The organism is Variovorax boronicumulans NBRC 103145 (assembly GCF_001591345.1).
GTDB classification, from domain to species: Bacteria; Pseudomonadota; Gammaproteobacteria; order Burkholderiales; family Burkholderiaceae_C; genus Variovorax; species Variovorax boronicumulans.
This window is the reverse complement of sequence record NZ_BCUS01000100.1, coordinates 1-23,301: the sequence shown is the minus strand read 5'-3', so window position 1 is coordinate 23,301 and position 23,301 is coordinate 1. Positions and strand designations below refer to the sequence as shown.

Genomic DNA, 23,301 nt, shown 5'->3' with positions numbered 1-23,301 from the left:
CCGGCGCGGCGCCGTGCGTGAGGCGCATGAGCTGGATGTCCTTCGGCACGTCGAGCAGCACCGGGCCGGGGCGGCCGGTGGTGGCGATGTCGAGTGCGCGGCGCACCAGCGCGGGCACGTCGTCGGCCGCGCGCACCTGCCGGTTCCACTTGGTCACCGGGCGCGACATGCCCAGCGCGTCGCTTTCCTGGAAAGCCTGCGTGCCGATCACCGCCGTCGACACCTGTCCGCTGATGCACAGCACCGGCACCGAATCGCTCATCGCGTCGAGCAGCCCCGTGATCGTGTTGCCCACGCCCGGCCCCGACGTGACCAGCACCACGCCGACGCGGCCCGTGCTGCGCGCATAGCCCTCGGCCGCATGCACCGCCGCCTGTTCGTGGCGCACCAGCACATGGCGCAACCGGGGTTCGCCGTGCAGCGCGTCGTACAGCGGCAGCGCCGCGCCACCGGGGTAGCCGAAGATCGTGTCGACGCCGCACGCGACCAGCGTGTCGAGCAGCGCTTCGGCGCCGTTGCGCACGCGGGGTGGGGTCTCGGGCAGGGCCGGCGAGAGGGAGGGCGAGGATGTGGGGGGAAGGTCGAGCAGTCGCATGCCGTCAATTCTTCCGCTATTGAGGCAGAATTTGCTTCTTTCTTTTGGCTGTTTAAGCTCGAAACATGAAAACCAATCGCCAAATATCGTCAGACAGCGAAGGATCTTTCGACAAGACCGATCTGGCGATCCTGCGGGTGCTGCTGCTCGACTCGCGCAAGACCCTGCAGGAGATCGGCAACGAGGTCGGCCTGTCGCCCACCAGCTGCTGGACGCGCATCAAGAAGCTCGAGGCCTCGGGCGTCATCAAGCGCTACACCGTCGACGTCGATCCGGCCAAGCTGGGGTACCACGACTCGGTCATCGTGCAGGTCACCCTCGAGAGCCACACCGACGAAACCCTGTACGACTTCGGCCGCACCCTCGCCACCATTCCCGAGATCCAGGAGGCCTACCTGGTGTCGGGCGACTACGACTACTACATCCGCATCGCCGTGCGCGACACGCGCGACTACGAGCGGCTGCTGCGCGAGAAGCTCTACAAGATCCCCGGCATTCGCCACAGCAAGTCGCACTTCGTGCTGCGGGTGCTGAAGGAAGCGACGGTGCCGCTGATCTGACGAGGCGACGGGCCCGCATGAACGAATGGTGGGTACGATCGCCGACGAACGGCCCTTCGCAGACGCCATCCCCTTCCATGAGATCGACTTCGGAACCTCGAACCCTGATCGTCCTGAGCGGACTGCCAGGCACAGGCAAGACAACCATCGCGCGCGAACTCGTGGCGCGTGCCCCGTCGGTGTACCTGCGCATCGACGCCATCGAGCACGCACTGAAAACCGCAAGCGGGCGCACTGACGACGTGGGCCCGGCGGGCTACGTCGTGGCCTACGCGCTGGCTCGGTCCAACCTTGCGCTCGGCATGTCCGTGGTTGCTGATTGCGTCAATCCGCTGTCGGTCACGCGTGAGGCGTGGCGGGCCGTGGCGACCGAGACGTCATCGCATCTGGTAGAGGTTGAGGTCGTGTGCTCAGACGTCGTTGAACATCGCAGACGCGTGGAGAACCGGGAAGCCGACATTGCGGGCTTTGCGTTGCCGAGTTGGGAGGCTGTGCTTCGGCATGACTACGAGGCTTGGGGCACAAGCCGCCTGGTCATCGACTCGGCGCTGGTGAGTACTAGCGAGGCGGCGGATCTGATCTGGCGGCGCATGCATGAGAGGTAAATCGATGCGCTCCCGTTTCATCGACGCCTTCCTGGGCGCTATCGTGCTCGGCCCCTGGGCGGCGATGTTTGCCTATCTGGGCCTTGCACCGCTGGCCGCCTACTGGCTCGACGGCACCAAGCATCGCACAGGCTCCAGCCGCGGCTCCTCCTATTGGTGGAGCTTTTCGGACGCCGTGGCCGCGCAGTACCCGACGCTTACCTGGCTGCTGGAACTCAAGAGCCATGTCGTTGTGTGGAGCTGCCTGGCTGGCATGGTGATCGGGCCGGTGGTTGCGTGGATCATGAGCAACCGCTTGAACCGCATCCGTCGCGGCATCCGTCTGTGAATGGGGACCAGCGAGCTTCGATGAACCCAACCCTGCGCGCCGCCCTCGACTCGGATGTCGAATTTGCGTTCGATGCCAAGCGACAGGCACTCGGCCCCTACGTTGCAGCGCGGTGGGGATGGGATGACGACTTCCAGAGAAACCTGCATCTGAGCCGATGGCAAGAACGCCCGTGGTCGGTCATTCTCAAGGGAGCAACGCCGATCGGCACGATCGCCACATGGGCGGTCGATGATCACCGCCGGATTGGCGAGTTCTACGTCTTGCCGGCCTTTCAGCGCGCCGGCATTGGTTCAGCGGTGCTTCGCCATGTGCTGGAGCAAGCTGACCGAGACCATCAAGCAGTGCGACTGGAGCATCTGAAGTGGAATCCGGTTGGCGAGCTTTACGCGCGTCATGGGTTTGTCCACGAGAGCGCCGACGACACGCATTGTTTTTTGGTTCGTTGGCCGGTCGCTCCGTCTCGATGAGGTGGGTCGACGGGCAGAATTTGGTTGAAGCACTGATCGCGAGTTCAGTCCCTCAACTCTCAACCAGAAGGTGATTTTTGATCTCAGTGCAACCCGCGAAATCAGATGAATGGAAGACCTACCGGGACATGCGCCTGCGGGCGCTGCTCGACTCCCCGGACGCCTTCGGAAGCACGCATGAAGCAGAGGCCACGAGAACCGACGCGATGTGGTCCGCTCGAATTGCCGCGGCTACGTCGTCCGGGAAGGATCGTGTCCTTTTCGCGTTCAATCGCGACGACGCATGCGGTCTGATCTGGTGCAAGTTGTCCAGTGATGAACCGGCTGTCGCCCATCTTTTCCAGATGTGGGTTGATCCCGCATCACGAGGGATGGGAGCCGGTCGAGCTTTGCTCAAGGAGGCGATTTCCTGGGCCGAGAGCGTTGGAGTGAAGCGCGTTTTCTTGGGCGTCACTGCCGGAGATACGCCGGCGACGCGCCTGTACGCAGCTTGTGGCTTCTGCCCCGATGGCGCGCTGGAGCCACTACGGGAACACTCGAATCTGATGGTGCAGCCGATAAGCCTTGCACTCGGCCCTGTTGGATCGACCGACTGACTTTCGCCATCGGCCACCTTGCCCTCGTTTAAGCTCAACCGACAAAACTCTCTCTGAGGTTTCGCCATGCTCCAAATGCGCCCCGGGTGTGAATGCTGCGACCGAGACTTGCCGCCGGATTCGGCCGATGCCCGCATCTGCTCTTTCGAGTGCACGTTCTGCAGTGATTGCGCGAACCAACGCCTCGCAGGCACATGCCCAAACTGCGGCGGAGAGCTGGTCCCGCGCCCGTCGCGGCCAGCGGCAAAACTTGAAAAGTTTCCAGCATCGACCACGCGGGTGTTCAAGCCTGAGGGGTGCGCAGCGGCATCCTGAAACGCCGCGATCACGCGTCCTGTCAACGATCGGTCATGGCCAAGAGTGATCGCCCGCGACCAATAAGAATTCGGCAGGCCTCGTCAGCCCACTTCAGGGATTCATTTTCAGGAGACCACCAATGTCGATGATCGGCAGCTACCTTCGAATCTCCCCCGACCAACTCACCGCGCTCATCAACGAGCCTGCCCTTGCTGCGGAACTGGCGTACCCCGACGATGGCGAGTTTCCGGAGCCTCCGGTCAGCTTCGATCTGGACAAGTCTTGGCATCTGATCCACTTTCTCCTGACAGGAGAGGCATGGGGAGGCGAAGGCCCCCTTGCCATGGCCGTACTCGGGGGTGAGGCGCTTGCCGATACAGATGCTGGCTACGGCCCCTTCCGATACCTACGGCCTGACGAGGTGCGCGCGACAGCCAACGCGCTGAACTCCATAGACGCATCGACGCTGTGGAGCCGCTTCGATGCAGACCGTGCCGAGGCCGCAGAAATCTACCCGGGATGGACTGGCGAAGACCTTGACCGTCAATACGTGTGCCATCACTACGAAGCCTTGCGCGAGTTCTACAACGCGACCTGTTCGGATGGCGGGGCGTTGCTCTTGTACATCTGCTAGTGCGACTTGGCGCAAGCGAAGGAGCGCATTTTCGACAGCCCATGCAGTCCGCATTCGGCCAAGACCAGCCCTTCGCCGGGCCGATCGTTCGTAAACTGGCAATGCCCTTCACAGCCTGACGTCAAACGATGGACTTCTACGACGACCTCGCCCCGCTGTATCACCTGATCTTCCCCGACTGGAGCCACAGCATCCAGCGGCAGGGCGAACAGCTCGACAGCGTCATCCAATCAGAATGGCCCGGGCATCGCACGGTGCTTGACGTCTCCTGCGGCATCGGCACCCAGACTCTCGCGCTTTCCGGGCGGGGCTACTCCGTCGTCGGGTCAGACCTGTCGGCCAAAGAAATCGAACGTGCACGGCGTGAAGCGGCTCTTCGAGGTTTGGCCGTCGACTTCAAGGTCGCAGACATGCGTACGGCCCACGAGGACCACGGTACTGGATACGACCTCGTCATTTCGTGCGACAACTCGGTCCCTCACCTGCTGACCGACGAGGACCTGCTGCTTGCATTGCGCCAGTTCCTCGCATGCTTGCGCCCCGGCGGCGGATGCGTCATCACGGTCAGGGACTACGACAAGGAAGAGCGTGGGACGAACCTCGTCAAGCACTATGGCGCACGGGTTGAAGACGGCAAGCGGTACGTCCTGTTCCAGGTCTGGGATTTCGACGGCGACCACTACGACTTTTCCTTCTTCGTCGTCGAAGACGAACTGACCACCGGGTCGGTGAAGACCCGTGTCATGCGCTCCAGGTACTACGCAATCTCGGTCGACCGCCTCTGCGAGCTGATGCGAGAGGCTGGCTTCGAGAATGTGAAGCGACTCGACGCCGCGTTCTATCAGCCCGTCTTGGTCGGAACCAAGCCTGCGACTGGCTCGCTTGCTTAGAGCTGACCAGAAGCGGACCTTCCGACGTACCTTGTCCAACCTAGCCACTCGCAACCTCCCCTCATCGAATGGAAAGCATCACATCACTTTCTCCGGAGAACATTTCTGAGTTCGTGCCACTGTATCGCTCAGTGTTTAATGCACCCCCTTGGAACGATGGCTGGACGGAGGCAGTAGCTGCTGAGCGGCTTGCAAGTTTTGCGCAATCACCCGCGTTTCAAGGCATGGGCTTGTCAATGCATGGAGAAGCCATTGGCCTTGTTCTGGGCTGGGGTGAGCGTTGGGTGCAAGGCTGGGTTTTTCACATCAAAGAGATGTGCATCCATGAACGCTACCAAGGACAGGGATTCGGCGCGAAGCTTATGCGGGGCTTCGAGGAACACCTTCAAGCGCGCGGCTTCATGAGTGCGAATCTTCAAACAGGCGAATCGGTTCCCGCGAGGAAATTCTATGAAGGCCTCGGCTACAAGCAGTGCGGATACGTCAGCCTGCTCAAGAAGCTCGGTTGAAGCTGTATGTCGGCTCAGGCCCCCTCTTGCGCCGTCCATCGTGCAGCAGGCCGCGCACAGCATGGGCGGCAATGCGAGACTCGCGACAGGCCTCGATGACTGCGGCGTCGGGTTTCTGGTGAGCGTGCCGAACACGGACTTCCGGGCCGGCTGAACACTGCCATGCAGGAATGGCGAAGGACTCGCGCATGAAGAAGAAGGCTTCTGACACCCTGGGGCTCACGCTGCGTTGCGGCGCGCTGCTGCTTTCGGGCCTGCTGGTCTTCAGCACCGCATGGGCACAGCCACTCAGTTTCGCAACCGACCCCGCAGCGCTGGCGCACATGGCGCTGCGCGATGAACGCGGCTCGGTCTCGGTCGGTGTGCTGCACGCGGGCCAGGCACGCTTTGCCTTCCTGCAGAACGACGGCGGGGTCACTCCGCCCAATGGCGATGCGGCAGATGCAGTCGACGCCAGTGCCCAGCCTCTCTACGAGATCGGCTCGATCAGCAAGGTCTTCACCGGCCTGCTGCTGGCGCAGAGCGTGGAGCGCGGCGATCTGTCGCTGGACGACAACCTGGGCGCGCTGCTCGAGGGCAAGGCCGGGCTCTCGCCGGCCGTCGCCGCCATCACGCTGCGCCAGCTCATCACGCACAGCGCCTGCCTGCCGTGGGACCCGCCGGACTTCGAGGGCTACGCTTCGGGCGATCCCTTTTCGAGATACAGCCGCCGCCGCTTGCTGGCGGCGTTGTCCAACCAGCCGATGACTGCCGCGCCGCCCTGTGCGGCGGCGTACAGCAACTTCGGCCTGGGCGTGGTGGGCTTGGTGCTCTCCGAACGCTACGGCAAGCCATGGCAGCAAATGGTGCGCGAGAACATCACGGGCCCCCTCGGCATGCAGGACACGGTGCAAGACCTCGGCGACAAGGCGGCGCGCATGGCGCCGGCCTTCAACCACGAGGCCACCGCCCCGCTGTGGGACTTCGATGCCTTGGCCGCCGCAGGCGCGTTGCGCTCCACCCCGTCGGACCTGCTGATCTTCAGCCGCGCCTTGATGGCCGGCCGCAGCGGCCCGCTCGGCCCCGCCGTCGAACGCCTGCTCACGCCGCTGGGCCGCTACCGCGAGAGCGAGATCGGCTACGCCGTGATGATGCGCGGGCCGCCAGGCAAGCGCACCTACTTCCATTCCGGCATCACCGGCGGCTTCCGCGCGCTGTGGATGATGGCGCCCGATACGCAAGAGGCCGTGGTGGTGCTCGCCAGCAGCGCGCATGCGCAGCCGGGCCGCGTCTTCACTGCCCTCGCGGCCAGCCGGTATCCGGTGGCCCTGTCGCCTGTCACGCTCGATGCTGCATCGCTGGGCACTTATGCGGGCGTGTACCAGGTCGACCGAAACATGGCCTTCACCTTCGTGTCGCAAAACGGCAACCTGTACCGCCGCGCCAGCGCGGGCGGTTACCGGCCACTGCGGCCGGCAGGCAACGACACCTTCGTCGACACCGAAGTGGGCGCGGTCTACGTCTTCGCCCGCGAGAACGGTGCGCTGGCCCGCGTGGACATCACGCAGGGCGGCGGTCGCCTGCGGGCCACGCGCACCGACAAGACGGCGCCGACTGTGGCGGTCGTTACGCCTGATGTGGAGGCGGACTACGCAGGCCGCTACCACCTCGCCCGGACCTTGCGGCGCAACCTCGATTTCGACGTGAAGGTCGAGAACGGCCAGCTCGGCGTGCGATCGGGCAATTGGGAACGCAGGCCCGTCTTCCCGATGGCAGATCGGCCCGATCGCTTCGCCTATGAGAACGCGCGCAGCCAACTGCAGTTCGAGCGCGATGCCGACGGCAAGGTGGTCGCGCTCGTGCTGTACGAAGGCGGCGAGTTCCGAATGCGGCGGGTGGCGGACTGAGTCCAGGCCTCGCGCGCGGTGACTCGGCGATTTACCATCGCTGATTTTTGCGACTACACCCCATGCATCAATCACTTGGCCTGGTGTCCCTCGTGGTCCCCGACTACGACAAGGCGCTCGAATTCTTCGTCGGCACGCTGGGCTTCGAACTCGTCGAAGACACGCCCGTGCCTGCGCAAGGAAAGCGATGGGTCGTGGTCAAGCCGCAGGGCGGAACAGGGGCGTGCCTTCTCCTGGCGCAAGCGTCGGCACCAGAACAGCAACGCGCCATCGGCGACCAGGCTGGCGGCCGTGTGTTCCTCTTCCTGTACACGGACGACTTCTGGCGAGACTACGAAAAGTACAAGGCCGCAGGCGTCGAGTTCGTCCGCCCGCCTGAGGAACAGCCGCACGGGGTCGTGGCTGTCTTCAAGGACCTGTGCGGGAACATGTGGGACCTGATCCAGCCCAATGCCAGCAACAGGAGCTGGCAGCTGTAAGAATGCCCTCCCACCGTTGCACGAACCACACTCTCCACCTGCGAAAGAACCGCCCATGACCGAGACCACCAAGGTAAAAGGACCCGCCTCGTACTTCCCCTCCATCGAGAAGACCTACGGCCAACCGATCGTGCATTGGATGGACATTCTTCAGGCTGCGGGCCCCCTCAAGCACATGGAGCTCGTGAGCCAGCTCAAGACCCAGCACAAGATGGGCCACGGGCATGCGAATGCGTTGGTTGCGGCGTTTCTTGCGAAGAAGTAATACCCGCGGCAGGCCAAGCATGCATACCTTCGGCTCATGGCGGCGCGAGTGGACGACGATGCGTTTTCTTTCATCGAGCGGCGCGTGCGTACTGGCTGCTGGCTGCTGGCTGCTGGCTGCTGGCTGCTGGCTGCTGGCTGCTGGCTGCTGGCTGCTGGCTGCTGGCTGCTGGCTGCTACGGCAATCGGCTAGAAGCAGGTCCCGTGACACCATGAAAGACGATTAACGAATGGCAATGAAGCAGGCCTTCTGGATGGCATTCGGCTATGCATTGGCCGTGCTCGTGCTACTTGCCGTGTTGGCGATTGCGGGGTCACTCTTGATCGCAGCAATTCTTCCAAGAGCACATCCGTGGGGAGACCGCCTGAGAGCGTTTGCTGCCCGGGTCCCGGAGCTGGCTGCTCATGGCGCTTTCTGGCTCCGAGCGCTTATTGTTTTTGGGGGGCTAAGCCTGCTTGCGGTGCTGGTTCTTCTGAACGATCCGGCCTTCCGCTTTTAGACATCCCACATGAAAGCGCCACGCGAAATATGGACTGCGGCCGTCTTGTCTTTGGTAGTTCTCTTGGTCAGGAGTTTTGGCAGCTTTCGGTCCATCGGTTCGAACGCCGAAGCGCGTGCAGACACCACGTTCTCCCTTGTTTGGATCGTTGTAGTGCTTGCCGCCAACGCACTTACGGCCGTCTTCATCTATCAAACGATCAGAGGAAAGAACTGGGCGCGCATTGGCCTGTTGCTGTGGACCGTCGGTTCTTGGATGCTCTGGTTTTTCTACCCCCAACGACTGGCCGACCATTCCGGCTGGACTTTGCTGGTGGCGGGCACGCTGTACCTCATGGAGCTCGTTGCATTGATTCTTCTTTTTCGAGGCAGGGGCGGCGCCTGGTTTTCGTCGGGCACCGGGGCTGTGCGCTAAGCCCCAATCGAACCGCTTTGGACCACAACGCGCCAGCCGCACACGAGGCTGCAGCCCGCCGGAAGCAATCATTCGGCACGACCTCTTGTTCCGGCCAAAGCCTCCGCCTAGCATGCACCTCACCCTCAGCCAGGAGAGCCCATGCAGCTTCACACCGCCCGCATCTTCGTCCAGGACCTCGCCCTCGCCTCCCGCTTCTATGAACAGATCCTCGGCCTGCCCCTGAAGGCCGACGGACGCGAACATGGCTTCTGCGTGTTCGGCGCAGGTCCGATGAGTCTCGTGGTCGAACGTGTCGACGAAGACGCGCCAGCAGAAGACCAAGCCCTGATAGGCCGCTTCACAGGCCTGTCTTTCGACGTGGAAGACATCCAGGCGAAGTACAACGAACTCTCGTCACGCGGCGTGACCTTCAGCGGCCTCCCCGAGCCGCAGTCCTGGGGTGGCATCCTCGCCACATTGCGCGACCCCGCCGGCAACGAACTTCAGTTGGTGCAGCAGCCCCGAACGTAGCCATAGGTGCACACTCGTCATACAATGAGAATAATTCTTATTTGGATGGCCTGGCCACCGCACTACGTCCGCCATGGCCGCCGATCCCGCTCTGCACCCGCACATCCACACCCTCTATAGCGAGCACCACGGGTGGTTGCAGGGCTGGTTGCGCAGGAAGCTCGGCAATGCCTTCGATGCGGCAGACCTCGCACAAGACACCTTCCTGCGCATCCTCACCGCGCCAGACCACACGCCCGAGAAGCAGTGCGACTGGCAATTGCGGGAGCCGCGCGCCTACCTGACGGTGGTCGCCAAGCGGCTGCTGGCCAACCTGTACCGCCGGCGTTCGCTGGAGCAGGCCTACCTCGACGCGTTGAGCGCGTTGCCCGAGCCGATGGCGCCCTCGCCCGAGCAGCAGGCGATCATTCTCGAGACCCTGCAAGAGATCGACGCGATGCTCGACGGACTGGCGCCGCCGGTGCGCCAGGCCTTCCTGATGGCACAGCTCGAAGGGCTGGGCTATGCGGAGATCGCAACGAAGCTGGGCGTGAGCGAGCGCACCGTCAAGCGCTACATGGCCGAAGCCATGGCCCGCTGCATCCTGCTGGTCGCGTGACGGTGCAACGCACGATGGTGATCGGGGTCGACAAGGCCGTCGCCCTGCAGGCAGCGCAATGGTTCGTCCTGCTGCAGTCGGGCGAGGCCACGGCGGCCGATCGCACGCAATGGACGCGCTGGCGGGCGGCCGACCCCGCGCACGAAGCAGCCTGGCAGCGCGCCGAGCAAGTCAGCAGCAAGTTCGGCGGGCTGCCGGGCGCGCTGTCGATGCCGGTGCTGGGCCGAGCAGTGCGAAGCGATCGCCGCACCGCCGTCAAGGCACTCGCCGTGCTGCTGACCGCGGCGCCTGCCGGCTGGCTGGCCTGGCGCGCGTCGCCGGCGCGCGAATGGCTGGCCGACCACCGCACCGCCACGGGCGAACGCCGCGAACTGCGACTGGCCGACGGCACACGCCTGCAGCTCAACACCGCGACGGCCATTGACGTGGCCTACGGCGCGACGCAGCGCCTCGTGCGGCTGCATGCGGGCGAAATCCTCATCGAGACGGCACCCGATGCCGTGCCCTCCTCCGACGCCGCCTACCGCCCCTTCATCGTCGAGACCGCGCAGGGGCGCCTGCGTGCGCTGGGCACGCGCTTCGTGGTCCGGCAGCATGAAGGCGATCGCAGCCATCTGACGGTGCTCGACGGCGCGGTCGAGGTTCGCCCCGACCACGCGCGCAGCCTGGCGGCGGTGGTGCGTGCCGGCGAGCAGACCATGTTTTCTTCGACGGCCATCGGCGAGATCACGGCGGCAGCGCCCGATGCCGATGATTGGTCGCGCGGTGTCCTGCGCGCCAGGAACATGCGGCTGCACGACTTCCTCACCGAGCTGGGCCGCTACCGGCCCGGCGTGCTGCGCTGCGATCCGGCCGTGGCCGACCTGCGCGTGTCGGGCGTGTTCCAGTTGCGCGACACCGGCCCGGTGCTCGACAGCCTGCCGCAGGCCTTGCCGGTGGACGTGCTCTTTCGCACGCGCTACTGGGTCACGGTGGTGGCGCCGGGCGGTTGAGGCATCGGGTGCCGGCGGCGGTTTCGGCCGCTGCGATTTTTTCTGTCGCGGCCTGTCCCCTTTTCTTTCCTCGCGTGTGAAGCCTTGAGGAACAGCAACTTCACACCCTTGCAGGAGAGAGAGAAATCCATGGCCCGTCGCCGACCGTCCCCCCTTGATTCCGACACCGTCTCGTTGCGTGCGCTGTCGCTCGCCGTGCATGGCGCGTTGTTCGCCATGGCGTGCGCCGCCGCCGGGACCGTCGCCGCGCAGACACCGGGCGCACCCAACGCACCGGCCGCACAAGCCGAAGCACGCAAGGCCTACAACATCGCACCCGGCCCGCTCGACGAGGCACTGTCGAGCTTCGCTGCCTCCGCCGGCGTGAGCATCACGATTCCGCCTGCCCTCGCGCAGGGCAAGCGCTCGCCCGGCCTGCAAGGCCAGCACGCCGTGGGCGAAGGCTTCGCGCGGCTGCTGGCCGGCTCGGGCCTCGAGGCGGCGGGCGGCGCGGGCGGCGCGTATGCGCTGCGCCGCTCGAGCATCGGCGGCCCTGCAGACACCGGCGCCGACGGCAGCACCACGCTCGCGCCGGTCACCGTCACGGCCGAGGCCGAACGCAGCGCCACCACCGAAGGCACGCGCTCGTACACGGCGCGCGCGCTGACCCTCGGCAAGGGCGAGCAGGCGCTCAAGGACATCCTCCAGTCGGTCAGCGTGATCACGCGCCAGCGCATGGACGACCAGGGCCTCGTCGACCTGCGCGATGCGGTCAACAACGTCACGGGCGTGGTGGGCGTCAAGGGCGTGGGACCGGGCATGGTCCTCACGTCGCGCGGCTTCCAGATCGACGCCTGGCAGTACGACGGCGTGCCCGTGCCGCGCAACATGTACTCGCTGGGCAACTGGGCCACCGAAGACACGGTGTTCTTCGACCGCGTGGAAGTGCTGCGCGGCGCCTCGGGCCTGCTGCAGGGCACCGGCAGCCCGGGCGGCGCGATCAACCTCGTGCGCAAGCGCGGCCAGCCCGAGAAGACGCTCACGCTCACCGGCAAGGCGGGCTCGTGGGACCACTACGGCGCGCAACTCGACGCCGGCGGTCCGCTCAATGCCGAAGGCACGCTGCGCGGCCGCGTGGTGGTCGACGAAGACCGCAGCCACTCGTTCACCGACTACGTGTGGCGCAAGACGCGCTCGCTCTACGGCGCCATCGACTACGACATTTCTCCCGACACCACCGTCGGCTTCGGCGTGAGCCACTCGCACGCCAAGGGGCGCCCGATGCTGCGTGGTTTTCCGCGCTACCCGGACGGCACCGACATCGGCCTGCCGCGCTCCGTGTTCACGGGCGCCCTGTGGAACCACAGCGACGTCGAGCAGACCACGGTGTATGTCGACGCCGAGCACCGCTTCAACGACCAGTGGAAGCTGAAGTTCTCCGCGCTCGGCATGAACGAGAAGAACAGCGCGCAGCACCAGCGCATGCACGGCGACGTGCAAGCCGACGGCAGCGGGCTAAACTTCGCCGACTGGGACACCCGCTTCGATTCGCGCAAGCTCGGCTTCGACGTCTACCTGCGCGGGCGCTTCGACGCGCTGTCGATGCAGCACGACCTGACCATCGGCGCCAACTACTCGAAGTTCGAGTCGACCGACCGGTATGCGCGCCGGTTCAGCGGCGGCGGCAACATCTTCGCCATCGACCACAACCGCCCGGCGCAGAACTACGACACCATCATGGCGGCGGGCGGCGGGAAGAGCCACACGCACTACGACGTGCGGCAAAAGGGCATCTACGGCAGCTGGCGGGCCCAGCTGGCCGAGCCGCTCACGGCCATCGTCGGCGCGCGCCTGAGCTGGTACGACTATCTCTACTCGAGCCAGTCCGCGGGCTTCACGAGCACCGTCAGCACGTCGGGCGAAGTGACGCCGTACGTCGGCCTCGTGTTCGCGCTCAACAAGCAATGGTCGGCCTACGCGAGCTACACCGACGTGTTCGAGCCGCAGACCGAGCGCACCGTCTCGGGCGACGGGCTCAAGCCCATCATCGGCAGCAACTACGAGGTCGGCCTGAAAGGCGAGCTGATGGACGGCCGCCTGAACACCTCGCTGGCCGTGTTCCGCTACAACCACACCAACCGCGCCGTGACCGACCGCGACGGCGGCTTTGCCTGCGACGGCTGGTACTGCTCCAAGTCGTCGGGCAAGGTGCGCAGCCAGGGCTTCGAGGCCGAGGTCAGCGGCGAGGTCGCGCCGCGGCTGCAGCTCACGGCGGGCTACACCTACAACACCACCCGGTTCCTCGAAGACCCGGACAACAAGGGCAAGATCTTCAGCCAGTGGACGCCCAAGCACATGCTGCGCGTGTGGACCAACTACCAGCTGCCCGGCGACTGGAGCCGGCTCAGCGTGGGCGGCGGCTTCAGCATCCAGAGCCACACGCTGGGCTACGACCGCACGTACAAGGTGCCCGGCTTCGCCGTGTGGAGCGCGCGACTGGCCTACCAGCTGACGCCGGAGGTGACGCTGGCCGTCAACATCAACAACATCTTCGACAAGCGCTACTACATCCCGGCCTACAGCGAGGCCAACGGGAACAACAACTACGGCGATCCGCGCAATGTGCTGTTCACGGTGAGGTACACGCCGAAGCTGTGAGTTGCGGGAAGGGGCACGCGGGAGGCGTGGCCCTTTTGGGGTATCGATTTCCAAGCATGAGAGGGAGGCAAGGCTGACGCGCAACGCGTCTCTCGCTCCTGGGGTCACTCCCACCAAACATTCGTCATGGGCAGCCTTTCGGCACAACGACCTGCCAGCGTCTTCTGCGGATAAGGCGGCACGTGCGCCACATCCACAGTTTCCAGGATGCTCAGCTGCCGCATCAACTCGGCAAACGACGGTGCGCGAAACTCGCCCGCGTGCTGGTTCAGCGAAGCTTGCATTTCGCCGTCGCTCGTTCTCACGTGTGGGTGCAGCAAGATCAACGCCGTGCTGTCATCGTCATACTTTCCGATGAGGATCGCGCGGGCATGGTCGCTCGTGCGTCCGGACACCGAATCCTGGGCGACGCCATAGACGAAGTATTCGGAGTCGTCCGAATGAATGGGCACGGTCTGCTTGATCGCCCAGTAGTCGGGCTCCAGGTCCTTGAACAGGCCCACGTCGTCCAGCTCCAGCATTCCCACGAATCGGGACCGGTTCTGCGGGTTGAATGCTGAGGGTGCGAGCGCCTGCGACTTGTAGGCGACCCAGAAATCCTTGTACGACTTGGGGAGCTCTGTCTTCAGCCGGGCCTCAAGCCGGGCGAGGCCGACCCTCAACTCGGCCTCGGTGGGAGCCGGTGGACCGCCAGGCGCTTGCTTCCCCAGCACTGTCAGATGGCCCTGGCCTCTCGCGGCCTCTGGCTTCGTCGAATATAACTCGAACGACGCTTTGCGCCAGCAGTCCATGAAGGCGCTCCAGTCGCTGGGACTTCCCGCATAGGCCGAATGCCGGTCGTGCAGACGGGTCGCGATCTTCGCGGCCTTCGTGCCGTCGGCCTTTGGCTTCGGATCGGGTTCATCCCCGCAACCCGACAACATGAACAAGGCGCACAGGCTGGCCAGGCATCGAAAACGGAGAGACGGCTTTGCCACCGCGGCTGACAATGATTTCAGGACACCCATGCCAACAGGCATCAGAACCTGATCCGCACCGAAGCCGCACTGCGATCGGCTTCGCCGTGGAACACGGCCTCGATGTTGTTGCCATCCGGGTCCAGCACGAACGCCGCGTAGTAGCCCGGGTGGTAGAGGCGCTCACCTGGCGGGCCGTTGTCCCGCCCGCCGTGCGCCAACGCAGCCTTGTAGAAGGCATCCACCATGGCCCGGTCTTGCGCCTGGAACGCGATGTGATGGCGTCCGGTCAGCGCGCCCTGCACTTCCTCGCTGCCGGGCGCCGAGACGAAGAGTTCATCGGCCCAGAAGTTGTGTTCGTCGGAGCCGCCCATCGGGATGTTCAGCACCTCGAAGACGGCACTGTAGAAAGCCTTGCTGGCCGCCAGATCGCGAACGACCAGTCCGATGTGGTCGATCAGGCGGCCGCGATGCAATTCTTTTTGTGTACTCATGAAGCGCTCCTGTCGGTGGAGGTCGGAGTGGCGGAATCTACCAAAGCCAACCTTGGATATCGAGCGACAGGGTTTGCATCTCAGGGCCGACTCAGCTTCAGCAATTTCTTCCATGCGGCCAGCGACGCGCCATGCGATGGCGGGTGCGCCTGCAGCCATGTCTGCGCCGATGCGTGCGGCGGGTAGTGGCTTCGCAGCGCCGGATCGGCACCTGCCGCCACCAGCAGCCGTGCGATCTCGAGGTGGTTGCGCGCCACCGCGCGCATCAGGGCGTTGTCTGTCCAGAACCCGGCCGGCGACAAGGCGCTTTCATTGCCGGGCGCGGGTGCGAACGGCAACCGGCCGACAGGCAGCGCGGCCTGCAGCAAAGTCGGTGAACCTGCCTGCGGCGCGAGCGAAGCGTCGTTGCAAGGAGGCGGCAGCACATGGACCAGGCGAGGCAGCCCCGACGAGGTCTGCGGCTGCGGCACCAGCTCGCTGCGCAGCGGCGCGGGGGTCTGGTGGTTCACGTCGACGCCCAGGGCCAGCAAGGCGCGCACGGCCTCCATGTTGCCGGCATCGACCGCCGACGCCAACGGCGTCATGCGTCCGCAAGCGACCGCCTCGAAGGCGCGGTAGGCGGCCAACGCTTCTTGCGGCTTCTGCTGCAGGATCAGCAGGTAGACCCGAGCCTCGGCCGGTGCCCCCGCTTCGAGGGACGGCCACTGCGGCGGGACCATGGCCCGGTGCAGCAGGCGGGCGGCCTGCAGATGCCCCTGCGTCGCGGCCGCACGCACAGTGCGCTCGGTCGCCGGCAGGCCCTGCGCCAGCAGCAGGCGAACGATCCCCGCATCGCCGCCCCTGGCCGCTGCATCGAGCGCGTTGAGCCCATCGGCATCGGTGCCCCGCACCGCATCCGGCGCCATGGCCGCCAGGAGCTGCCGGACGCTTTCGAGGCGGCCCTTCTCCGCCGCCACCGCCAGCGCCGACACGCCCTGCGCATCGCGCACATCCGGCCGCGCGCCGGCGGCCAGCAGCAGCCGCACGCGCGCAGGGTCATGCGCGTGCTCGATCAGCGGTGGGTTACTGGTCGCAGCATTGGGGTCCGCGCCCGCAGCCAGCAGCGCCTGGATGACCCAGGTCGTGGGCGCGAAGAACAACGGAAGACCGCCGTTGCGATCGGGCGTGTCGGGGTTCGCGCCCGCCTTCAGCAGCAGCGCCAGGGTCTGGCGGAAGTTGATGGCGTGCGTGTCGCTGATACCGCCGGAGCCCGCGAACTTGGCGGCGCGCAGCAGCGCGGTCTCGCCGTCGTTGGCATTGCGGTAGTTCACATCGGCATGGCGGCGCAGCAGGAACTTCACCATCTGCGCGTTGCCTTGCTGCGCGGCCTTCATCAGCGGCGAGTCGCCCACATTGAAACCGTAGCCCTGCACATCGTTGGCACCGAAGCCCTGTGCAAGAAATGCCTCGACCTCGCGCAGGCGACCGCGCTCCACGGCATCGAAGAACGGGATCTGCGCTTGTGCGGACATCGTGTCACACGCGGGTTCGGCCTTCGCCGGATGTGCGGCCATGTGGAGCACGAGACCTGTTGCGAGGGCCCTGCACCAATGAAGAAAGGGGCGTCGCGCGAACACGGCGATCAGGCCCCGGCGGCCTGCTGATCGATGCTCGCCACCAGGCCTTGCAGCCACAGGCGGTGATCGCTGAAGGTGTTTAGTCGCTCCTCGGCCTCTTCCCGCGCAGCCAGGTGCAGGTCCAGGTACCGGAACCCGACGCGCTGCGCGGCCTCTTGCAGAGCCTCCTCGGGCACATCGTTTTCATACAGCGCGTCGAACTGGGTCACCCAGAAGCCTTGCTCGGTCAACGCGATCCGCTCGAATGCGCGAGGGTCTTCCACGCTGAACTCGACGAACTCCGGGCCATCCGGATGTGCGCGCAGGCCCGTGACCCGGCTGCCGCGATCCCACAGCGGAATCCATGGCGGCCCGTCGGGTGCGCGGGCGCCGTGGTACGCGAGGAACGGCGGCCCCAGGCAGACCGTGCGGAACACTTCATGGAGGCACTCGCCCATCGCCAATTGCACCAAGGGCGCGGACGCGCCGAGCTGCTGCAGCGTCGCCATCCGCAAAGTCTCTGCCACCACCGTCATCCTGCGTCCTCCTTGATCTGCTTTGGGCCGATGTTAGCCATGCCCGCCCTGTGCAGCCGCTCTTGTATTCTTGCGTCCACGCCGCGCGACGTTCATTGGCGGACTGCGCGGCCGCTTCAAGCCATGACTCCCTCTCACACAGACTTCTTCACCGACAAAGGCTATGTGCGGTTGGAAGGCTTCCATCCGCAAAAGCAGATCGCGGGCCTGCGGCAGAAGCTGCTCGATGAGATCAAGCGCCTGAAAACCACGTCCGGTGGGAAGAGCCTGTCGGGCGCGCTGCACAAACTCCCCGTCTTCCAGCAGATCGGCAAGCTGTCGGCGCTCGTCAAGGTGCCCGGCGTGCATGAAGCGCTGGTGACGCCGGCGCTGATCGACTGCGTCACCCGACTCGGTGGGCGCGCCCCGACCGCCATCCAGGACACGCAGCTGCTGCTGTCCCCGCCCCTTCAAGGCGCCTCGACCCTCACTGGTTTGAACTGGCATGTCGACGTCTCGACCCGACCGCAAGACCCGTTGCCGGGGATCCAGGCCTTCTTCCTGATCGACGACGTGGCGCCCGGCGGCGGCGCGACGCTGGCGTTGGCCGGGTCGCATCGCGTCGGCACACCAGGGCGCGTTGCGGCCTCCGAGCTGCGGCAGCTTCTGAAGACGACCGGCGACCTGGCGCAAAGCCTTCACCCACTGGGCATCGGCCTCGTCGAGATGTCAGGACGCGCCGGTGACGTCTTCCTGATGGACCTGCGCCTCTTGCACACGCCCTCCGTCAACTCGACGAAGAACGTGCGGATGATGGCGACGACGCGCTGCTTCCTGAACACCTAAGGTGAGTTCGCGAAGGGCCTCGCATCACCAAACAGGTTACCCACCGCACTGGCATCGCACCCGCCTCAGGCGTAAGCTGACCACCACCCGGCCAGCCAAGGCCATGCCGCCAAGCGGCACCCGCTGCGCCGAACTGTGCGAAAGGACCCACCATGCTGTCCGACTCGTCTGTCACGACCATGCTTCCGGTAAAGGACATGGACCGCGCGCGTGCCTTCTACGAGGGCTGCCTGGGCCTGAAGGCCGGTGGCTTGCGGCCCGACGGCAAGTTCGTCTACACGGTGGGCGGCAGCACGCTCGCGCTGTTCCCCAAACCCGAGGGGACCAAGGCCGACCACACGGCGATCAGCTTCCAGGTGCCGGACATCGCCGCCAGCATCGACAAGCTCAAGCGCGCCGGCGTGGTGTTCGAGGACTACGACTTTCCCGATCTGAAGACGGTCGACCATGTCTTCGTGCTCGGTTCGGAAAAGGCGGCCTGGTTCAAGGACACAGAAGGCAACTTCCTGTGCATCCACGAGGACCTTGCACCGGCATAGTCGGGTCGCCGTCAAAGGTCCAGTGACGGCCCCGCGAAGTTCCGCGAGCAGAGCGCTCAGGAGCGAGTTGCGCGAGTCGTGACGGTACCCTCCGACGAAGGTGCAGTAGGCGAAGCAGCGGGTGTGACAGGTACGCTCACGGCAGCCTTCTCTTTCTCTTTCTCTTTCTCTTTCTTTACCTCCTCTTGCTTTTCCTTTTCCCTCTTTGCTTTGGCTTCCTCCTCATTCTGCTCCGCATCTGCAATCTTGATGACCCTGTGCACGGACGAATTGCCATCGGCACTCTTCGTCTCCTGCAGGCGCCATCCGCGTGGTAGCAAGAACTCGTTCCCAAGTTCAACCTGAGTCGGAACGCCTCGTTGAATTGTTCCCTCTGGAGTTCCACCACTCAGTCTTCTCAAAGACTCATAGTCGGCCAATCCTGCTGCAACTGAGCAATCGAGGGCCATCTTCATGGCGACTGCGGGCTTGTCCGTGCTGTTCGCGTCTCTGTAGTCCTTGAATCCCGCTTGCGCGACACGTGCAACACGCTGCTGTCGGCTCAATTCCACTGACGCGGACAATGCTTCACCCATTGAAATCTGCAGGCCGTTGGCGGCCCCCGACACGCCGGACCACGCCGTTGCGGCAGTCCCCTTGCTGAGCGGCATGAACACAGAGCCGGCAAGCACGCCCAGGCTGCCGATGCTCCACTGGCCAATACCCGCCGCCCCGGCGTATCTGCTGTGAAGGTTGTGAACCTTCACGCAATGATTTGCTGCTGCAAGAAGCTGCGCATCAACTGGGGTGAATTGCCCTCCCGCATCCCAGGGAAGCTTGTCGGGCGCTATACAACCGCACAGCAGTGCCGACACTGCCGCCACCAAAGTGACGCCGTGATATCTCCTCATGCGAACCCCTCCATCCTCAGGCTTTTGTTGTACATCCTTGTAACAGGCAGACGTATTTCCATACAAGGAGAGATTCCCTCAGCAAACGCGAACACGGGACCAAGGATTTGCCTTGCCCGCCCTGCGAATCGTCTGAAGAGAGGCCTGCCCCCGAACGGCCTCATCGAACGAATTACCGCCCCGCGAAGGCTTTTGCAAATTCCCCGCAATCCGCTCCCGCAGCCACTGATGCCCCGCATCGTGGTACCTGCGCTCGTGCCCTTACATCGCCATCTCGTAGCCCGGTACCTCCAGCGGAGCCTCCACCACGCGCAGCTCCGGCGCGCCGCAAGAGGCCTCGCCGCCAGCGCCTCATCGGTGAGTCGACGAAGCCGCCGCCAGGCGATACACCCACGTGCGAGTGCGCTTCGAGCCTGGAGCCAACCAGCTATGGCGCCAGAGACGGGCCGCCCGCGGACATCCGTCCCGCGGCACGCCGCGTCGAGGCGAACACGCTGGTGCCCAGCCACCGCCACAGGTCTTGCGCGTCGCACCTCGCCCCATCGACACGGATCTCGCGCGACTGAAGCGCCTGCGCAGGCGTGCGATCGCCCGTCCACACTTCGGTCAAGGCGCGCACGGAGGCATCCACCACGAGCGTCAGCTCGCGCCCCGGGTCGTCGCGGCACAGATCGGCCACGCCGTCCTCCACCACGAGCCACCACGCGCGCTCGCGCGTCCGTGCGTCGCGAAGCTGGAAGTGGATGATCACGGGTCGGGGCGGGAACTCCTGAATGCACGCGAACCGGCGCATGTCCCACATGAGCAGGCCCGCATCCAGTTCGTCGTCGCGCAGGCGGCTGCCGATCCACTGCGCCCCCCAATGGCCCAGCGCCATGACGATGGGTCGAAGTTCCTCGCCGGCCTCGGTGAGGCTGTATTCCCACACCTTGCCAACGGTGTTGCGGCGCACGACACCGAATTCCTCGAGGCGATGAAGCCGCTGCGCCAGCAGGCTGGTGGACATTCGCGGTACCCCGCGATGCAGGTCATTGAAGCGCTTGCTGCCGCACAGCAACTCGCGCACGACCAGCGGCGTCCATCGCTCGCACAACACCTCGGCCCCCCTGGCGACGGTGCAGAACTGACCGTAGGTGTTTTCCATCGCCTCGTCTCCAGAGCGGCAACGCTTCAGATTCTGGACTTGTTCGCTCGCCTGGTCACGCGCAAGCTGCCCCCGACTTCCTCACTCATTTCGGAGACGACTCATGACGATCCAACTCACACGCATGGACGGCGGGACCGTGGACCTTTCGCCGGAGATCCTGCAGTCGTTCAAGGCCACGTTCAAAGGCCAGGTGCTGACCGCGGAGGACCCGGCCTACGAGGAGTCGCGCAAGGTCTGGAACGCGATGATCGACCGTCGCCCGGGCCTGGTGGCGCGCTGCACCGGCACGGTCGATGTCGTGCAGGCCGTCCGGTTCGCGCGCCAGCACGGACTTCTGAGTTCCGTGCGCGGCGGCGGCCACAACATTGCAGGGCTTGCGGTCTGCGAGGGCGGCCTCATGATCGACATGTCGCTGCTCAGAGGTGTCTGGGTCGATTCAGCGCGTCGCACGGCGCGCGCGCAAGCGGGCTGCACGCTGGGCGACGTCGACCGCGAGACACAGCTGCACGGGCTCGCCGCCGTGCTCGGTTTTGTATCTGCCACCGGGATTGCAGGCCTCACCGTCGGCGGCGGATTCGGCTACCTCACGCGTCGCCACGGCTGGACCTGCGACAACGTGGTCTCGATGGAGGTCGTGACGGCCGGCGGCGAGGTCCTGCGTGCGTCTGCGGACGAGAACGAGGACCTGTTCTGGGCGCTGCGTGGTGGCAGCGGCAACTTCGGCATCGTCACCTCCTTCGAGTACCGGCTCTTTCCCGTCGGCCCCGAAATCCTGGGCGGTGCGATCGCATGGAGCGGCGACGACGCCCGGCAGGTTCTCGACGCCTACCGTGCGTTCAGCGCAGAGGCCCCGCGCGAACTGACCAGCGTGGCGGTTCTGCGGATCGCGCCGCCGGCGCCCTGGCTCCCGAAGGAGGTGCACGGCAAGCCGATCGTGGCCATCTTCGTCTGCTACACCGGCAAGGTCGAAGAAGGAGAGGCATTGATCGCACCGCTGCGCGCGCTTGGCCGGCCGGTGGCCGACATCGTGACGCGCCGGCCCTACACGCAGATGCAGAGCCTGCTCGACGCCACGCAGCCCAAGGGACGGCGCTACTACTGGAAGTCGCACTACCTGCCAGGCATCGATCAGCGGACCATCGACCTCGCCGTGACGCATGCGGGCCGGATTCAGTCGCCCCATTCGGCCATCCTCCTGTTCCAGATACAGGGTGCGCTGGGCGAGCTGCCTGCCGGGCATTCGCCGGCGGGCAACCGGGACGCGGCCTATGTGCTGAACATCGCGGGCTCCTGGGAGCAGCCGGGCGACGACCACATCCACATCCAGTGGGCGCGGGACTGCTTCGAAGCGACGCGCGCCTGCTCGACAGGCGGGGCCTACATCAACTTCCTGACGGAGGAAGAGGGCCAGGACCGCATCGAAGCCGCGTACGGCCGGGCCAACCTGGACAAACTCGCGGCACTCAAGCGCAGGTACGACCCCGGGAACTTCTTCCGTCACACAAAGAGCGTCTCCGGCTGAACCGATCGTCGGCGACTTGTTGACGGCCCTTCACAGCTGCATCCAGCGCGGGCGCCCGGTGACCTAGTCCCACGCAGGAAGCTGCAGCAGGGCATCCGTGGGACGGTCCAGGATGTCGACGCCAGCGAAAGCGGTCCCGCCCGGCAAGAGCCGGGCGTCGCAAATGACTTCCCAGCCGTGGTTTTCAGTGCGCCGGGCCAGGCACACCTCCTCGCCGACCGCAAGGAGCTTGACGCATTCGCCGACGCTGACGCGCTGTGCGGTGCCAAGGGAAAATTCCGTCGAACCGAACTCCTTCTCCACGACCGGGTGAATGGCGACGAGGTCCACCTTTCCGTCCTTGAAGTGAACCGCGGTAATTGCGTGCTGGGCCATCTTCGACCTCCATTCGTGCAGAGAGAGCCCCGACAGGCCCACGCTTCGACTGTACGCCCGCAGCGGCAAGTTCCCCGTCGTCATGGCGAAAAGCCGATGCCGGCAAAGGGGGCGACTGGCTCGCCAGCCGGCGCTACAAGCTGCGGGCGATCTGCTCGCGCAGCCACCGATGCCCCGGGTCGCGATGCCGGCGCTCGTGCCACAGTATCGCCATCTCGTAGCCCGGCACCTCCAGCGGCGCTTCCACCACGCGCAGCCCCGGCGCGCCGCGCGCCAGGCGCTCGGGCAGCATCGCGACCATGTCGGTGCTGGCCAGCACCGACATCATGAAAAGAAAGTGCGGCACCGACAGCGCCACGCGCCGCGTGAGGCCCTGCGCCGCCAGCGCTTCGTCGGTCGGCCCGGCAAAGCCGCCGCCGCTGAGCGACACCACCACATGCTCCAGCGCGCAGAACTGCGCGAGCGTGGGGCGGCGCTTCAGGCGCGGGTGCCCTGCCCGTCCGGCCAGCACGTAGCGCTCGTGGAACAGCACGCGCCGGTGCAGGCCCGGCGGCGCGCCCACGCTGGTGTGGAAGAACAGGTCGATCTCCGCCTGCTCGAGCTGGCGCGCCATGCGCGTCGGCACGGCCTCGACCACGGCCAGCCGCGTGTGGGG

31 protein-coding genes are annotated in these 23,301 nt (G+C 65.4%); 22 read left to right on the top strand and 9 right to left on the bottom strand.

What is annotated here, in order from left to right:
• A partial coding sequence (locus VBO01S_RS23785; RefSeq protein ID WP_255221186.1) for a thiamine pyrophosphate-binding protein occupies positions 1 to 595 on the bottom strand: 595 nt, incomplete at its 3' end.
• 65 nt (positions 596 to 660) lie between these two features.
• Here VBO01S_RS23785 and VBO01S_RS23780 point away from each other — a divergent pair.
• The 19 genes from VBO01S_RS23780 (at position 661) to VBO01S_RS23705 (ending at position 13,767) form a co-directional block, all read left to right on the top strand.
• Positions 661 to 1,155 (top strand): Lrp/AsnC family transcriptional regulator, encoded by a 495-nt coding sequence (locus tag VBO01S_RS23780; RefSeq protein WP_174543688.1) that lies wholly within the window; start codon positions 661 to 663, stop codon positions 1,153 to 1,155.
• A 77-nt stretch (positions 1,156 to 1,232) separates the two neighbouring features.
• Complete coding sequence (locus tag VBO01S_RS23775; RefSeq protein ID WP_062480023.1) at positions 1,233 to 1,760, top strand: P-loop nucleotide/nucleoside kinase family protein; 528 nt, start codon at positions 1,233 to 1,235, stop codon at positions 1,758 to 1,760.
• A gap of 4 nt (positions 1,761 to 1,764) precedes the next feature.
• Positions 1,765 to 2,088 (top strand): hypothetical protein, encoded by a 324-nt coding sequence (locus VBO01S_RS23770; protein WP_062480021.1) that lies wholly within the window; start codon positions 1,765 to 1,767, stop codon positions 2,086 to 2,088.
• A gap of 20 nt (positions 2,089 to 2,108) precedes the next feature.
• Positions 2,109 to 2,558, top strand: a complete 450-nt coding sequence (locus tag VBO01S_RS31975; RefSeq protein WP_082818252.1) for a GNAT family N-acetyltransferase — start codon at positions 2,109 to 2,111, stop codon at positions 2,556 to 2,558.
• Positions 2,559 to 2,644: 86 nt separating this feature from the next.
• Entirely contained in the window at positions 2,645 to 3,154 is a 510-nt protein-coding gene (locus tag VBO01S_RS23765) for a GNAT family N-acetyltransferase (protein ID WP_255221187.1), read from the top strand.
• A gap of 66 nt (positions 3,155 to 3,220) precedes the next feature.
• Positions 3,221 to 3,469: a DUF1272 domain-containing protein gene (locus VBO01S_RS31970; RefSeq protein ID WP_082818251.1), complete on the top strand. Its 249-nt coding sequence runs from the start codon at positions 3,221 to 3,223 to the stop codon at positions 3,467 to 3,469.
• Between the two features lie 121 nt (positions 3,470 to 3,590).
• The gene (locus tag VBO01S_RS23760) at positions 3,591 to 4,085 is read left to right on the top strand and encodes a YfbM family protein (RefSeq protein WP_062480018.1); all 495 of its coding nucleotides are present in this window, start codon (positions 3,591 to 3,593) and stop codon (positions 4,083 to 4,085) included.
• Between the two features lie 128 nt (positions 4,086 to 4,213).
• Entirely contained in the window at positions 4,214 to 4,975 is a 762-nt protein-coding gene (locus VBO01S_RS23755) for a class I SAM-dependent methyltransferase (protein WP_062480016.1), read from the top strand.
• A gap of 68 nt (positions 4,976 to 5,043) precedes the next feature.
• Positions 5,044 to 5,484 carry a GNAT family N-acetyltransferase gene (locus tag VBO01S_RS31965; RefSeq protein ID WP_082818250.1) on the top strand — a complete coding sequence of 147 codons (441 nt, stop codon included), beginning with the start codon at positions 5,044 to 5,046 and terminating at the stop codon, positions 5,482 to 5,484.
• A gap of 188 nt (positions 5,485 to 5,672) precedes the next feature.
• Positions 5,673 to 7,370, top strand: coding sequence for a serine hydrolase (locus VBO01S_RS23745; protein WP_082818255.1), 1,698 nt, complete (start codon positions 5,673 to 5,675; stop codon positions 7,368 to 7,370).
• Between the two features lie 62 nt (positions 7,371 to 7,432).
• The gene (locus tag VBO01S_RS23740) at positions 7,433 to 7,849 is read left to right on the top strand and encodes a VOC family protein (protein WP_062480009.1); all 417 of its coding nucleotides are present in this window, start codon (positions 7,433 to 7,435) and stop codon (positions 7,847 to 7,849) included.
• 55 nt (positions 7,850 to 7,904) lie between these two features.
• Entirely contained in the window at positions 7,905 to 8,114 is a 210-nt protein-coding gene (locus VBO01S_RS23735) for a DUF4287 domain-containing protein (protein WP_062480006.1), read from the top strand.
• 48 nt (positions 8,115 to 8,162) lie between these two features.
• Positions 8,163 to 8,306 carry a hypothetical protein gene (locus VBO01S_RS31960; protein WP_157627441.1) on the top strand — a complete coding sequence of 48 codons (144 nt, stop codon included), beginning with the start codon at positions 8,163 to 8,165 and terminating at the stop codon, positions 8,304 to 8,306.
• Positions 8,307 to 8,349: 43 nt separating this feature from the next.
• The gene (locus tag VBO01S_RS23730) at positions 8,350 to 8,613 is read left to right on the top strand and encodes a hypothetical protein (RefSeq protein ID WP_157627440.1); all 264 of its coding nucleotides are present in this window, start codon (positions 8,350 to 8,352) and stop codon (positions 8,611 to 8,613) included.
• Positions 8,614 to 8,622: 9 nt separating this feature from the next.
• A complete protein-coding gene (locus tag VBO01S_RS23725; protein ID WP_157627439.1) occupies positions 8,623 to 9,027 on the top strand; it encodes a hypothetical protein in 405 nt (134 codons plus the stop codon).
• A 141-nt stretch (positions 9,028 to 9,168) separates the two neighbouring features.
• Positions 9,169 to 9,540 carry a VOC family protein gene (locus VBO01S_RS23720; RefSeq protein ID WP_062480000.1) on the top strand — a complete coding sequence of 124 codons (372 nt, stop codon included), beginning with the start codon at positions 9,169 to 9,171 and terminating at the stop codon, positions 9,538 to 9,540.
• A gap of 73 nt (positions 9,541 to 9,613) precedes the next feature.
• Positions 9,614 to 10,138: a sigma-70 family RNA polymerase sigma factor gene (locus tag VBO01S_RS23715; RefSeq protein ID WP_062479999.1), complete on the top strand. Its 525-nt coding sequence runs from the start codon at positions 9,614 to 9,616 to the stop codon at positions 10,136 to 10,138.
• Positions 10,135 to 11,130, top strand: a complete 996-nt coding sequence (locus VBO01S_RS23710; protein WP_255221185.1) for a FecR domain-containing protein — start codon at positions 10,135 to 10,137, stop codon at positions 11,128 to 11,130. The genes VBO01S_RS23715 and VBO01S_RS23710 overlap by 4 nt, the downstream gene beginning before the upstream one ends.
• Positions 11,131 to 11,259: 129 nt before the next feature.
• Positions 11,260 to 13,767 carry a TonB-dependent siderophore receptor gene (locus VBO01S_RS23705; RefSeq protein WP_218005412.1) on the top strand — a complete coding sequence of 836 codons (2,508 nt, stop codon included), beginning with the start codon at positions 11,260 to 11,262 and terminating at the stop codon, positions 13,765 to 13,767.
• Between the two features lie 104 nt (positions 13,768 to 13,871).
• On the opposite strand, the gene VBO01S_RS23700 is transcribed toward VBO01S_RS23705, so the two are convergent.
• The 4 genes from VBO01S_RS23700 to VBO01S_RS23685 form a co-directional block, all read right to left on the bottom strand.
• Positions 13,872 to 14,774 (bottom strand): SMI1/KNR4 family protein, encoded by a 903-nt coding sequence (locus tag VBO01S_RS23700; protein WP_157627438.1) that lies wholly within the window; start codon positions 14,772 to 14,774, stop codon positions 13,872 to 13,874.
• Between the two features lie 11 nt (positions 14,775 to 14,785).
• Positions 14,786 to 15,217, bottom strand: coding sequence for a VOC family protein (locus VBO01S_RS23695; RefSeq protein ID WP_062479994.1), 432 nt, complete (start codon positions 15,215 to 15,217; stop codon positions 14,786 to 14,788).
• An 80-nt stretch (positions 15,218 to 15,297) separates the two neighbouring features.
• Positions 15,298 to 16,728, bottom strand: coding sequence for an ankyrin repeat domain-containing protein (locus tag VBO01S_RS23690; RefSeq protein WP_169805082.1), 1,431 nt, complete (start codon positions 16,726 to 16,728; stop codon positions 15,298 to 15,300).
• A 110-nt stretch (positions 16,729 to 16,838) separates the two neighbouring features.
• Complete coding sequence (locus VBO01S_RS23685) at positions 16,839 to 17,348, bottom strand: hypothetical protein (protein ID WP_062479989.1); 510 nt, start codon at positions 17,346 to 17,348, stop codon at positions 16,839 to 16,841.
• Between the two features lie 123 nt (positions 17,349 to 17,471).
• Here VBO01S_RS23685 and VBO01S_RS23680 point away from each other — a divergent pair, with 123 nt between their 5' ends.
• Together VBO01S_RS23680 and VBO01S_RS23675 are read left to right on the top strand one after the other, a co-directional pair.
• Positions 17,472 to 18,173 carry a phytanoyl-CoA dioxygenase family protein gene (locus VBO01S_RS23680; protein WP_062479987.1) on the top strand — a complete coding sequence of 234 codons (702 nt, stop codon included), beginning with the start codon at positions 17,472 to 17,474 and terminating at the stop codon, positions 18,171 to 18,173.
• Positions 18,174 to 18,325: 152 nt separating this feature from the next.
• The gene (locus VBO01S_RS23675; protein WP_062479985.1) at positions 18,326 to 18,712 is read left to right on the top strand and encodes a VOC family protein; all 387 of its coding nucleotides are present in this window, start codon (positions 18,326 to 18,328) and stop codon (positions 18,710 to 18,712) included.
• Positions 18,713 to 18,768: 56 nt separating this feature from the next.
• Here VBO01S_RS23675 and VBO01S_RS32485 read toward each other — a convergent pair whose 3' ends face one another.
• Positions 18,769 to 19,602 carry a hypothetical protein gene (locus VBO01S_RS32485; protein WP_157627437.1) on the bottom strand — a complete coding sequence of 278 codons (834 nt, stop codon included), beginning with the start codon at positions 19,600 to 19,602 and terminating at the stop codon, positions 18,769 to 18,771.
• Between the two features lie 427 nt (positions 19,603 to 20,029).
• Positions 20,030 to 20,746, bottom strand: coding sequence for a winged helix-turn-helix transcriptional regulator (locus VBO01S_RS23670; protein WP_062479983.1), 717 nt, complete (start codon positions 20,744 to 20,746; stop codon positions 20,030 to 20,032).
• Between the two features lie 103 nt (positions 20,747 to 20,849).
• Between VBO01S_RS23670 and VBO01S_RS23665 the strand changes: the two genes are divergently transcribed.
• On the top strand, positions 20,850 to 22,271 hold the full coding sequence (locus tag VBO01S_RS23665; RefSeq protein ID WP_062479981.1) for an FAD-binding oxidoreductase: 1,422 nt from the start codon (positions 20,850 to 20,852) through the stop codon (positions 22,269 to 22,271).
• A 63-nt stretch (positions 22,272 to 22,334) separates the two neighbouring features.
• Here the strand turns inward: VBO01S_RS23665 and VBO01S_RS23660 are convergent, their stop codons facing one another.
• Complete coding sequence (locus VBO01S_RS23660) at positions 22,335 to 22,646, bottom strand: hypothetical protein (RefSeq protein WP_062479979.1); 312 nt, start codon at positions 22,644 to 22,646, stop codon at positions 22,335 to 22,337.
• A gap of 133 nt (positions 22,647 to 22,779) precedes the next feature.
• Positions 22,780 to 23,301: LysR substrate-binding domain-containing protein (locus tag VBO01S_RS23655; RefSeq protein WP_255221184.1), on the bottom strand; the 522-nt coding region annotated here is incomplete at its 5' end.

Coding starts and splice junctions, on each gene's coding strand:
- VBO01S_RS23780 (WP_174543688.1), top strand. CDS start 661: ATGAAAACCAATCGCCAAATATCGTCAGACAGCGAAGGATCTTTCGAC.
- VBO01S_RS23775 (WP_062480023.1), top strand. CDS start 1,233: ATGAGATCGACTTCGGAACCTCGAACCCTGATCGTCCTGAGCGGACTG.
- VBO01S_RS23770 (WP_062480021.1), top strand. CDS start 1,765: ATGCGCTCCCGTTTCATCGACGCCTTCCTGGGCGCTATCGTGCTCGGC.
- VBO01S_RS31975 (WP_082818252.1), top strand. CDS start 2,109: ATGAACCCAACCCTGCGCGCCGCCCTCGACTCGGATGTCGAATTTGCG.
- VBO01S_RS31970 (WP_082818251.1), top strand. CDS start 3,221: ATGCTCCAAATGCGCCCCGGGTGTGAATGCTGCGACCGAGACTTGCCG.
- VBO01S_RS23760 (WP_062480018.1), top strand. CDS start 3,591: ATGTCGATGATCGGCAGCTACCTTCGAATCTCCCCCGACCAACTCACC.
- VBO01S_RS23755 (WP_062480016.1), top strand. CDS start 4,214: ATGGACTTCTACGACGACCTCGCCCCGCTGTATCACCTGATCTTCCCC.
- VBO01S_RS31965 (WP_082818250.1), top strand. CDS start 5,044: ATGGAAAGCATCACATCACTTTCTCCGGAGAACATTTCTGAGTTCGTG.
- VBO01S_RS23745 (WP_082818255.1), top strand. CDS start 5,673: ATGAAGAAGAAGGCTTCTGACACCCTGGGGCTCACGCTGCGTTGCGGC.
- VBO01S_RS23740 (WP_062480009.1), top strand. CDS start 7,433: ATGCATCAATCACTTGGCCTGGTGTCCCTCGTGGTCCCCGACTACGAC.
- VBO01S_RS23735 (WP_062480006.1), top strand. CDS start 7,905: ATGACCGAGACCACCAAGGTAAAAGGACCCGCCTCGTACTTCCCCTCC.
- VBO01S_RS23730 (WP_157627440.1), top strand. CDS start 8,350: ATGAAGCAGGCCTTCTGGATGGCATTCGGCTATGCATTGGCCGTGCTC.
- VBO01S_RS23725 (WP_157627439.1), top strand. CDS start 8,623: ATGAAAGCGCCACGCGAAATATGGACTGCGGCCGTCTTGTCTTTGGTA.
- VBO01S_RS23720 (WP_062480000.1), top strand. CDS start 9,169: ATGCAGCTTCACACCGCCCGCATCTTCGTCCAGGACCTCGCCCTCGCC.
- VBO01S_RS23715 (WP_062479999.1), top strand. CDS start 9,614: ATGGCCGCCGATCCCGCTCTGCACCCGCACATCCACACCCTCTATAGC.
- VBO01S_RS23705 (WP_218005412.1), top strand. CDS start 11,260: ATGGCCCGTCGCCGACCGTCCCCCCTTGATTCCGACACCGTCTCGTTG.
- VBO01S_RS23700 (WP_157627438.1), bottom strand. CDS start 14,774: ATGGGTGTCCTGAAATCATTGTCAGCCGCGGTGGCAAAGCCGTCTCTC.
- VBO01S_RS23695 (WP_062479994.1), bottom strand. CDS start 15,217: ATGAGTACACAAAAAGAATTGCATCGCGGCCGCCTGATCGACCACATC.
- VBO01S_RS23690 (WP_169805082.1), bottom strand. CDS start 16,728: ATGTCCGCACAAGCGCAGATCCCGTTCTTCGATGCCGTGGAGCGCGGT.
- VBO01S_RS23685 (WP_062479989.1), bottom strand. CDS start 17,348: ATGACGGTGGTGGCAGAGACTTTGCGGATGGCGACGCTGCAGCAGCTC.
- VBO01S_RS23680 (WP_062479987.1), top strand. CDS start 17,472: ATGACTCCCTCTCACACAGACTTCTTCACCGACAAAGGCTATGTGCGG.
- VBO01S_RS23675 (WP_062479985.1), top strand. CDS start 18,326: ATGCTGTCCGACTCGTCTGTCACGACCATGCTTCCGGTAAAGGACATG.
- VBO01S_RS32485 (WP_157627437.1), bottom strand. CDS start 19,602: ATGAGGAGATATCACGGCGTCACTTTGGTGGCGGCAGTGTCGGCACTG.
- VBO01S_RS23670 (WP_062479983.1), bottom strand. CDS start 20,746: ATGGAAAACACCTACGGTCAGTTCTGCACCGTCGCCAGGGGGGCCGAG.
- VBO01S_RS23665 (WP_062479981.1), top strand. CDS start 20,850: ATGACGATCCAACTCACACGCATGGACGGCGGGACCGTGGACCTTTCG.
- VBO01S_RS23660 (WP_062479979.1), bottom strand. CDS start 22,646: ATGGCCCAGCACGCAATTACCGCGGTTCACTTCAAGGACGGAAAGGTG.